Origin of the sequence: Streptococcus entericus DSM 14446 (genome assembly GCF_000380025.1) — a bacterium.
GTDB classification, from domain to species: Bacteria; Bacillota; Bacilli; order Lactobacillales; family Streptococcaceae; genus Streptococcus; species Streptococcus entericus.
In genome coordinates this window covers 20,319-29,989 of record NZ_KB904166.1, presented here as the reverse complement: position 1 = coordinate 29,989, position 9,671 = coordinate 20,319, and the positions used below count along the sequence as shown (strand labels likewise).

Below are 9,671 nucleotides of genomic sequence, written 5' to 3'. Positions count from 1 at the left end.
TACCCTACCTACTAGCTAATACAACGCAGGTCCATCTGATAGTGAAGCAATTGCTCCTTTTAAGTATCTACCATGCAGTAAATACTGTTATGCGGTATTAGCTATCGTTTCCAATAGTTATCCCCCGCTATCAGGCAGGTTACCTACGCGTTACTCACCCGTTCGCGACTCAGTCAATTCGATGGAGCAAGCTCCGGTGAACTAACTGCGTTCCACTTGCATGTATTAGGCACGCCGCCAGCGTTCGTCCTGAGCCAGGATCAAACTCTCATTAAAAGTTGATTTGTCTCAGTCATTACTGACTTTTTCCGTTTATTGACGGGATTAAACATCNCATTCAATCCCAACTTGGTTCGTCTTGTTCAGTTCTCAAGGGTCATCCGTCATCTCCTAAGAGACAACTCCTATATTCTATCAAATCTTAGATAAGCTGTCAACTACTTTTTTAAACTTTTTTTAAAGTTTTTTTCGTCCACTCTCTCAGACTCATGCTCTCCGAAGAGAACTGTTATATCTTATCACATCTTAGAAACTTTGGCAAGTGGATTTTTTTATTTTTTTTTGAACTTCTTTTTCGATAGTTTCCTTTATTCACGGCAGTTTTATGTTGGTTAAGTAGTTTTCTTCCTTAAATTCTCTTTTCAATAGCCCATTCCTGGCGATATTGAGTAAATCAAGACTGAATTTGCGAATTTTATTTTTTTCTTCAGCTGATAAACTTTTTTGGGAAAATTGGCGACGGAGGGCTGGGTAGTCTTTACCATAATGCTGAAAGAAGTCCGCTTGTTCTAAATAATCTTCAAGCTCTGCTATTGCTACCAATAGACCAAGCTGAAAAGCTATGGGCGCAAAGGTACTCTCTAGTGGCTGTGTACAAACGCTACGGCTCTCAATCGTCGCACGTCTCGTTAAAGTGTTGTAATGGTAAGCACGGTGGGTTTCAAGGTCAGATAGACACGGCTGTAAATAACTTTTTGAACTCGTGTGACCGACAGAATAAGCCTTTATTTCCTTTGAATCAATGTAGTTTTCTAACGATATTGGCGGGAAATAATAGACTTTTCCATCTCTATTAACAGTGAATAAAGATGTTTTTGTCAGATAATCCAATAATTCATCATCACTATAAAAATCATGAGGAAAAAGACCAACATTTTCAGCAATACAACCGTGGAACGAGTGTTCCCAAAAAATATCACGAGCAATCGTCGTATCCCAGTCAGCTCCATTAAAAACAGAATTAGAAAAGAGATAGGCTTTGGCAGCCTCTATTTTATTGAAAGCATTGAGAACACGCAGGTAATTGCTTGAAGTCACATCTAATTGGACTTGGTTACTACAAATAAAGGCTCCGTAATCAGTAAAAGGGTGGCACCAATCAGTCGCGTCTTCGTTAGCTAAGGCTAAATAAGCCATCAACATCTGGTAGCGAGGTAACTTCACTGCAGAATTGTCATTTTTATCCCAGGCTGGATGGATCCCGACACCTTGGAGTTCATGGTCATGTTGCCCTAAAAACAACTGGACGGCTTTCAGATAATGTTGAAAACGGTCATCTATTTCTTGGATTGTTTTAGATTTCCCGAAGGCAAATTCGAGGATGTTGTAAGAGACTTCAAAAAGAATTCGGTCTTTTGTGCCTGGGTGATATAATTGTACAGGAGCACCGTCTGCATCATGCTGTTCAATCACTAGATGAAAGTGCTCCACCAAGAAAATCATGAGGGCTTTACTGACCTCTATGTCCGTTTTCTGAGATAATCGATGGACAATGGGAAACTCCAGTTCAACACCGATATACAGGTCTCTTGTCTCCTTTAGAGGTGATAAATAAATATCTCTCAATGCCTTTTTTAACTTGTCCATTCACTTACCTCATCCATTGTTCAACTTACGAAATACAGCAGGGTAAGCTTAGACGTTATTGATAAACTTGCCTGACTACAACCCTTAATACCATTATAACATACAATACAAAAACGCCTGCTTACGAGAGATTTCTAAGTTAATTAGAAGTCTCTCGTAAACAAGCGTAACTAATCAATGATGATGAGTGTTACCGCTGGGACAGGCCCAGCGGCAGACCAGAGCTAGACTAAGAAAGCAAGCTTTCCATCATCATAACACTCAACAAAATTGATGAATTAAACTAATTCGATGATTGCCATCGGAGCTGCGTCACCACGACGTGGCTCAGTTTTCAAGATACGAGTGTAACCACCGTTGCGCTCAGCATAGCGTGGTGCAATTTCTGAGAACAATTTCTGCAAAGCAGTTGTTGCAACATATTTGTCAGTTGCTTCATCGTAGTTTTCAGATGCGATTTCGTTGCGAACAAAAGCTGCTGCTTGACGACGAGCATGCAAGTCACCACGTTTACCAAGAGTAATCATTTTTTCAACGGTTTTACGGATTTCTTTAGCACGAGCTTCAGTTGTCACGATTGATTCATTGATCAAAAGATCAGTTGTCAAGTCGCGAAGCATTGCCTTACGTTGTGAGCTAGTGCGTCCTAATTTACGGTAAGCCATGTTTTCCTCCTTAAATTATTTATCGTTTTTTAATCCCAGACCTAAATCATGCAATTTTACTTTAACTTCTTCAAGGCTCTTACGTCCCAAGTTACGTACTTTCATCATTTCAGTCTCTGATTTTTCTGTCAAGTCATAGACGGTGTTAATTCCCGCGCGCTTGAGGCAGTTATATGAACGAACAGACAAGTCTAATTCTTCGATGGTTCGGTCAAGTACTTTTTCGTCTGACACCACTTCTGTTTCTTTGAGAACATCCATGTTGTTAGCAATGTCCGTCAAGTCAGTAAAGAGGTTGAGGTGGTTAATCAAAACATTTGCAGATAGACCTAGTGCATCTTCTGGAATAATCGTTCCATTCGTTTCAATATCAATCGTTAACTTATCAAATCCATCGTTGCTACCAACACGGGCAGGTTCAACTTGGTAATTGACTTTCTTAACGGGTGTATAAATGGCATCAATAGCCAAGGTTCCAACTGGTGCGTCACCTTTTTTATTATTTTCAGCTGGTACATAGCCACGATCAGTATTAACTTTAAGAACCGCTTTAAAGCTAGCACCCTCTGCAATAGTAAAGAGGTAATGATTGGTGTTAATGATTTCGATATCGCTATCTGTCAAGATATCTCCTGCTGTAACTTCAGCGGGACCAACAATATCGAGTTCCATCGTTTTTTCCTCATCAACATGAGATTTAATGGCAAGACCCTTCAAATTGAGGATGATCTGCATCACATCTTCACGAACACCTGGAACAGTATCAAATTCGTGGAGTACTCCATCAATCTTAATTGATGTCACTGCCGCACCTGGAAGGGAGGACAAAAGTACACGACGAAGAGAGTTTCCGAGAGTTGTGCCGTAGCCACGTTCAAGTGGTTCAATCACAAATTTACCGGAATTTTGGTTTTCATCAATTTTTGTTATTATTGGTTTTGCAAACTCAATCATTTAGTTACTCCCTCGAAACGAATTGTGTATAAAAAGCGATTATGACTTACACACGACGACGTTTCGGAGGACGAGCACCGTTATGCGGTACAGGAGTCACATCGCGGATTGCTGTTACTTCTAAGCCAGCAGCAGCAAGAGCACGAATAGCAGATTCACGACCTGAACCAGGACCTTTTACTGTTACTTCAACCGTGCGAAGTCCATGTTCTTGTGCAGCTTTTGCAGCAGCTTCGGAAGCCATTTGAGCCGCGAACGGTGTTGACTTACGAGAACCTTTGAAACCAAGGGCACCAGCTGAAGACCAAGCGATAGCGTTGCCGTGTACATCAGTAATCATAACAATAGTGTTGTTAAATGTCGCGTGAATGTGAGCAATACCTGATTCGATATTCTTTTTCACACGGCGTTTACGTGTTGGTTTAGCCAATTTATTTACCTCCTATTTTATTTTTTCTTACCAGGAATAGCAACTGCTTTACCCTTACGAGTACGCGCATTGTTCTTGGTGTTTTGACCACGGACTGGAAGTCCACGGCGGTGACGGATACCACGGTATGAACCGATTTCCATCAAGCGTTTGATGTTGAGGTTAACTTCACGACGGAGGTCGCCCTCTACTTTGATTGCGTCTACTTCACGACGGATAGCGTCTTCTTGATCAGGGGTCAAGTCTTTCACTCGGATGTCTTCAGAGATACCTGCAGCAGCCAAGATTTTCTTAGCCGTTGGCACACCGATACCGTAGACATAAGTCAATGAAATCACTACGCGTTTGTCATTTGGAATATCAACTCCAGCAATACGAGCCATGTTTTCTCCTTTCTATAACTATTTTAGCCTTGACGTTGTTTGTGTTTAGGGTTTGTTGGACAAATCACCATAACACGACCGTTACGACGAATAACTTTACAGTATTCGCAAATTGGTTTAACCGATGGTCTTACCTTCATGTTTTAATCCCTCCAATTATTTCGATTATTTAAAGCGGTATGTGATCCGTCCACGTGTTAAATCGTAGGGGCTAAGTTCCACAGTCACACGGTCACCGACAAGAATACGAATGTAGTTCTTGCGGATTTTTCCTGATACTGTCGCCAGAATTTTATGCCCATTCTCTAATTCAACAGTAAACATCGCATTAGGCATGGTTTCAACAACCTTACCTTCGATTTCAATCACATCTTCTTTTGCCACGCAAAAGTACCTCCTTAAATGTCGATTTGATGTCCCTTTTCTCAAAAGGGTAAATAATATAAGTCAGACTTATCAATTATATCACTGTTTATAGCGATTTGCAAGCCATATCTTCTGCTTATTTTAAAGTTTCTAGGACTTTTACGATCGACGCAAACACATCATTGATGTCTTGGTTGCCGTCAATGTCATGAACAAGATTTTTTGCACGATAATGTGCTAAAATCGGCTCTCCTTGAGCGATATTAACATCTAAGCGACGTTTGACCGTTTCTGGCTTGTCATCTTCGCGCTGGTAGTAGTCGTCCTCGTTGTAGTCCCCAGCTGGTGGGTTGAATAGTTTGTGGAATGTGGCGCCAGTTTCTTTATGGATAATGCGCCCGCTGAGTCTCTCAACTAAGCTCTCTGGTGCAACATCAATGTTAACGACCCCATCTAAGCTTAAACCAAGCTCTGCCATGGCTTGATCAAGCGCTTTTGCCTGATCAAGTGTCCGAGGGTAGCCGTCCAAGAGAACGCCGTGTTCCTTGATGTCTCCTTCTGCCAAACGCTCTTTGACAATACCGTTAGTTACTTCGTCTGGAACGAGGTCACCTTTGTCAATGTAGCTTTTAGCTAACAGACCCAGTTCCGTTTTGTTTGCCATAGCCGCACGGAACATATCTCCTGTAGACACATGCTTAAGACCAAACGTGTCAACAATTTTAGCTGCTTGAGTGCCTTTTCCTGCACCAGGCAGACCCATGATTAAAAGGTTCATCTTGTCTCCTTTATTATTTTGTTTTCAGATGAATCTGCCTTTATTGACAAACTCATCTGAAAACAAAATAGAGAGCGGGACAAGGAGCAACTGCTTCTAGCAGCGCTATTGTCGTCCCGCTTCTATGCAAGTTTTACGTTGTGACTGTCCAGTCTAACCCTAAACAATCTTTCATTTCTTGCACGATATTCTATTTTGAAATGCCTCTATTCAGCTGCGTTCATAAAACCAACGTAGCGCCGTTTGAGGAGATAGCCTTCCAACTGCTTCATCCCTTCAATTCCTGTTGAAATCAAGATCAGCAAACTCGTTCCCCCTAAGGCAATATTGGATGACAGACCGAAAATCTGTTGTGCCAAAATTGGACTGAGTGCTACAAAAGCAAGGAAAATCGCACCAATAGTTGCTAGTTTTTTCAACAAACTAGACATGTACTGTTCTGTCTCACGACCTGGACGTACGCCAATGATATAAGATGCACTCTTTTGCAGATTTTCAGCCGTCTTTTCAGGGTTCACCTGCACAAAGGTGTAGAAGAATGAAAAGACGACAATCAAAACAGCGTAGAGTGCCATACCAGTTGGCGACTGATAAGACAAGGCTTCGCGTAGCTTGTCCATCCACGGCACAATCTGGTTCCCTCTTTGAAAGAAAGGCAGGATAGTTGTTGGTAGGGTCGTAATTGAACTAGCAAAGATAACCGGGATGACACCAGCAGGGTTTACCTTAAGCGGCAAATAAGAGCTGCTTGATGCCCCTTTTGTTAACTTGGTGTGCTGAATAGGAATCTTGTACTCGGCCTGTTGCACGAAAGTTGTAAAGAAAACAATCAACAAAGTCGCTAATGCAAAGGCACTAACATAAATGAGTGAGGTTTGAAGCTCATCTGATTTAACGTTGACAAAATAATCCTCATGGATCGTCCTAAAGGTGTTAGGAATAGATGAGATAATCCCTGAAAAGATAATCATGGACACCCCATTACCAAAACCTTTATCTGTGATTTGCTCCCCCAACCAAGTGACGACAACACTACCCGCTGTTAACAAGCTGCCAATCATCACATAGGTTTGCCAGACGGGCTTGTCAATCAAGGCTACACTTGAAAGAGCATTAAAACCAGCGGTAATACCAATCGATTGAGCAAAGGCCACAAAGAGTGAAATGTAACGCGTTGCTTGATTCAGTTTACGACGCCCTACTTCACCCTGTTTGCCCCATTCTACAAACTTGGGAACAATGTCCATCTGTAAAAGCTGGACAACAATGGAAGCCGTAATGTATGGACTAACCCCCATCGAAAAGATTGAGAAATTCGTCAAGGCATTACCAGACACCAAGTTCAACATGTTCAGGAAGGGGAGATCTGCTAATTGCTCCAAGCTCTTGACATTGACACCTGGCACGGTGATGTGAGTTCCTACACGAAAAACAAAGATGATAAAGAGTGTGAAGGCAATTTTCTTGCGAACATTCTTTAGCTTCAGGGCTTCAAAGAGTAATTTGAAAAACATAAGAAGTACCTCGCTTAGATAACTTCTACTGAACCACCTTTAGCAATGATTGCTGCTTCAGCAGATTTTGAGAATTTCGCTGCTTTCACAGTGAGTTTTTTGGTCAACTCGCCATTGCCGAGAATCTTAATACCTGATTTCTCAGCCTTAACGATGCCACGATCAATCAAGACAACTGGGGTTACTTCTGTGCCATCCTCAAAAATGTTAAGTGCATCAAGATTCACCAAGGCATACTCTTTTGCATTGATGTTGGTGAAACCACGTTTTGGCAAACGGCGGAACAATGGAGTCTGACCACCCTCGAAGCCTGGGCGAACGCCACCACCGCTACGAGCTTTTTGACCTTTTTGACCACGGCCAGAAGTTTTACCGTTACCTGATGAAGTACCACGACCAACGCGGTTGCGAGTTTTACGAGAACCTTCTGCAGGTTTCAATTCATGAAGTTTCATTTATTTTTCTCCTTTTTTTAAATGCTAGCGCTTCTCGTCTGTGAAGGATACGCAGACCAGAAACTCGCCGATAAAACGGACTTGAAGTCGCCAGAAATCCTGGCGACTGAGTCCTATATACATCGAGACGACTATTTTTATCAAAGATTGGTCGCCTCGCAAAGGGCATCGCCCTCAGGCTTTTTACTGATTAGATTTCTTCTACTGTCAACAAGTGAGAAATTGCAGTAATCATGCCACGGATAGCAGGGTTATCTTCTTTGATAACGGTGCTATGTAATTTGCCAAGTCCAAGAGCAACAGCTGTTTTACGTTGCTCAGGCTTGCGTCCGATTGGAGACTTGGTCAAGGTAATTTTAAGTTGAGCCATGATAATCTCCTTTCTTATGCTAAGTCAGACACTGAGATGCCACGAAGGGCAGCTACTTCTTCAGCACGCTTCAATTGTTTCAAACCTTCAACAGTCGCGCGAACGATGTTGATTGGAGTGTTTGAACCAAGTGATTTAGACGTGATGTCCGCAATACCTGCCAATTCGACAACGGCACGTACAGCTCCACCTGCAGCAACTCCAGAACCTTCAGCAGCTGGTTTCAACAAGACACGAGCGCCTCCAAAATCAGAGTAAACTTCGTGAGGAATTGTTGTTCCAACCATTGGCACATCAATAAGGTTTTTCTTAGCGTCTTCAACAGCCTTACGAATTGCTTCTGGAACTTCTTGAGCTTTACCAGTACCAAAACCAACACGGCCGTTACGATCACCGACAACCACGAGAGCTGCAAAGCGAAGACGACGTCCACCTTTTACAGTTTTAGAGACACGGTTGACAGCAACCAAACGCTCTTCAAGTTCGGCTACGTTTTTTTCAAATGCCATTATTAAGTATCCTCCTATTAGAATTTCAATCCGTTTTCACGGGCTGAATCAGCCAAAGCTTTCACACGTCCGTGGTAAAGGTATCCACCGCGGTCGAAGACCACTTCAGAAATACCTTTAGCAGCTGCACGTTCAGCAACGAGTTTACCAACAACAATGGCTTGTTCTGTTTTTGTTCCCTTAGAAACAGCTTTGTCAAGAGTTGATGCACTTGCGAGCGTTACACCCGCTACGTCATCAATTACTTGAGCGTAGATGCCTGTATTAGAACGGAAAACGTTCAAACGTGGGCGTTCTGCAGTTCCAGAGAGTTTTCCGCGAACGCGACGGTGGCGTTTTTGGCGGATTTTATTTTTATCTGGTTTAGAAATCACAATTTTCACCTCTTACATTTTTTGTGCCCTAGGGCATGTTTAATAGACATAGCTGAGCGATTTAGTCAAGAAGACTGACCACTCGATTAGGCTATTATTTACCAGTTTTACCTTCTTTAAGACGAACGTATTCACCAACGTAGCGGATACCTTTACCTTTGTAAGGTTCTGGCGCACGCAAGCTACGCACATAAGCTGCTGTTTGACCAACAACTTCTTTGTTAATCCCTTCAACAGAGATTGAGGTAGGGTTCGCAACAGTGAAAGTAATACCAGCTGGTGCTTCAACTTCGTCTTGGTGAGATTTACCAAGTGAAAGAACCAATTTAGTTCCTTGCAGTTGTGCACGGTAACCAACCCCTTTGAGTTCAAGGTCTTTTTTGAAACCTTCAGATACACCAACAACCATGTTGTTAAGGTTGGCACGGCTAGTACCGTGGATAGTTTTCATTTCTTTTGAATCGTTTGGACGGTGTAAACTCACTTCGTTACCTTCAACACGAATGTCGATATTTGTGTTGAACTCACGAGTCAATTCACCTTTAGGTCCTTTAACAGTTACTAAGCCAGCATTTTGTGAGATTTCTACACCAGCAGGCAAAGTAATGATTTTTTTACCAATACGTGACATATTCTTTTATTCTCCTGTTAGATTATCAAGCCGCTCAACGCGACTAGTTTTCACGGGGTGTTTGGATTAGAGTAAACCTAGCTTCTCTCTAAAAGCTTTGACAAACCCCTGATACTCTGTCAATACATCAATAGCAGCAGGGCTATAGCCAATTTCACCTAAAAGAGACACGAGATCATCTTTTGATAATTCAGCCAAGGCGTCTTCTGCAACAACCAATTTTTCATTCAATTCAGTCGCTGTCATACTTTTCTTCAAAACTAATTTCCTCTCTATTTCGCTGACCTGTTAATCAGCTAAACTGAACACAAGCTACTACCTGTGCAAAAATGATAAACTTTCCTAGAAACCAAGGTTTCTGCGTCAAGTTTCCTAT

At 42.1% G+C, this 9,671-nt stretch carries 15 protein-coding genes and 1 rRNA gene; all 16 read right to left on the bottom strand.

Going from position 1 to position 9,671, the window contains the following annotated elements; genetic code table 11:
• Window positions 1–276: ribosomal RNA gene (locus tag A3GW_RS0105080) — 16S ribosomal RNA — on the bottom strand; the annotation flags it as partial.
• Between the two features lie 315 nt (window positions 277–591).
• Window positions 592–1,866 carry a glutamate-cysteine ligase family protein gene (locus A3GW_RS0105075; protein WP_018368220.1) on the bottom strand — a complete coding sequence of 425 codons (1,275 nt, stop codon included), beginning with the start codon at window positions 1,864–1,866 and terminating at the stop codon, window positions 592–594.
• Window positions 1,867–2,144: 278 nt separating this feature from the next.
• Complete coding sequence (gene rplQ, locus A3GW_RS0105070; RefSeq protein WP_018368219.1) at window positions 2,145–2,531, bottom strand: 50S ribosomal protein L17; 387 nt, start codon at window positions 2,529–2,531, stop codon at window positions 2,145–2,147.
• Window positions 2,532–2,546: 15 nt separating this feature from the next.
• Window positions 2,547–3,485, bottom strand: coding sequence for a DNA-directed RNA polymerase subunit alpha (locus tag A3GW_RS0105065; RefSeq protein WP_018368218.1), 939 nt, complete (start codon window positions 3,483–3,485; stop codon window positions 2,547–2,549).
• A gap of 46 nt (window positions 3,486–3,531) precedes the next feature.
• Window positions 3,532–3,915: a 30S ribosomal protein S11 gene (gene rpsK, locus A3GW_RS0105060; RefSeq protein WP_018368217.1), complete on the bottom strand. Its 384-nt coding sequence runs from the start codon at window positions 3,913–3,915 to the stop codon at window positions 3,532–3,534.
• A gap of 17 nt (window positions 3,916–3,932) precedes the next feature.
• Window positions 3,933–4,298, bottom strand: coding sequence for a 30S ribosomal protein S13 (gene rpsM / locus A3GW_RS0105055; RefSeq protein WP_018368216.1), 366 nt, complete (start codon window positions 4,296–4,298; stop codon window positions 3,933–3,935).
• 23 nt (window positions 4,299–4,321) lie between these two features.
• The gene (gene rpmJ / locus A3GW_RS11455; RefSeq protein ID WP_000868345.1) at window positions 4,322–4,438 is read right to left on the bottom strand and encodes a 50S ribosomal protein L36; all 117 of its coding nucleotides are present in this window, start codon (window positions 4,436–4,438) and stop codon (window positions 4,322–4,324) included.
• 25 nt (window positions 4,439–4,463) lie between these two features.
• Entirely contained in the window at window positions 4,464–4,682 is a 219-nt protein-coding gene (gene infA, locus A3GW_RS0105050; RefSeq protein ID WP_018368215.1) for a translation initiation factor IF-1, read from the bottom strand.
• Between the two features lie 118 nt (window positions 4,683–4,800).
• A complete protein-coding gene (locus tag A3GW_RS0105045) occupies window positions 4,801–5,442 on the bottom strand; it encodes an adenylate kinase (protein ID WP_018368214.1) in 642 nt (213 codons plus the stop codon).
• 206 nt (window positions 5,443–5,648) lie between these two features.
• The gene (gene secY / locus A3GW_RS0105040; RefSeq protein ID WP_018368213.1) at window positions 5,649–6,956 is read right to left on the bottom strand and encodes a preprotein translocase subunit SecY; all 1,308 of its coding nucleotides are present in this window, start codon (window positions 6,954–6,956) and stop codon (window positions 5,649–5,651) included.
• Window positions 6,957–6,970: 14 nt separating this feature from the next.
• On the bottom strand, window positions 6,971–7,411 hold the full coding sequence (gene rplO / locus A3GW_RS0105035; RefSeq protein ID WP_018368212.1) for a 50S ribosomal protein L15: 441 nt from the start codon (window positions 7,409–7,411) through the stop codon (window positions 6,971–6,973).
• 190 nt (window positions 7,412–7,601) lie between these two features.
• Window positions 7,602–7,781, bottom strand: a complete 180-nt coding sequence (gene rpmD, locus A3GW_RS0105030) for a 50S ribosomal protein L30 (RefSeq protein ID WP_018368211.1) — start codon at window positions 7,779–7,781, stop codon at window positions 7,602–7,604.
• A 14-nt stretch (window positions 7,782–7,795) separates the two neighbouring features.
• A complete protein-coding gene (gene rpsE / locus A3GW_RS0105025) occupies window positions 7,796–8,290 on the bottom strand; it encodes a 30S ribosomal protein S5 (RefSeq protein ID WP_018368210.1) in 495 nt (164 codons plus the stop codon).
• A gap of 17 nt (window positions 8,291–8,307) precedes the next feature.
• A complete protein-coding gene (gene rplR, locus A3GW_RS0105020; protein WP_026216602.1) occupies window positions 8,308–8,664 on the bottom strand; it encodes a 50S ribosomal protein L18 in 357 nt (118 codons plus the stop codon).
• A gap of 94 nt (window positions 8,665–8,758) precedes the next feature.
• Entirely contained in the window at window positions 8,759–9,295 is a 537-nt protein-coding gene (gene rplF, locus A3GW_RS0105015) for a 50S ribosomal protein L6 (protein WP_018368208.1), read from the bottom strand.
• Window positions 9,296–9,361: 66 nt separating this feature from the next.
• A complete protein-coding gene (locus tag A3GW_RS0105010; protein WP_233275313.1) occupies window positions 9,362–9,553 on the bottom strand; it encodes a hypothetical protein in 192 nt (63 codons plus the stop codon).
• Between the last annotated feature and the right edge of the window lie 118 nt (window positions 9,554–9,671).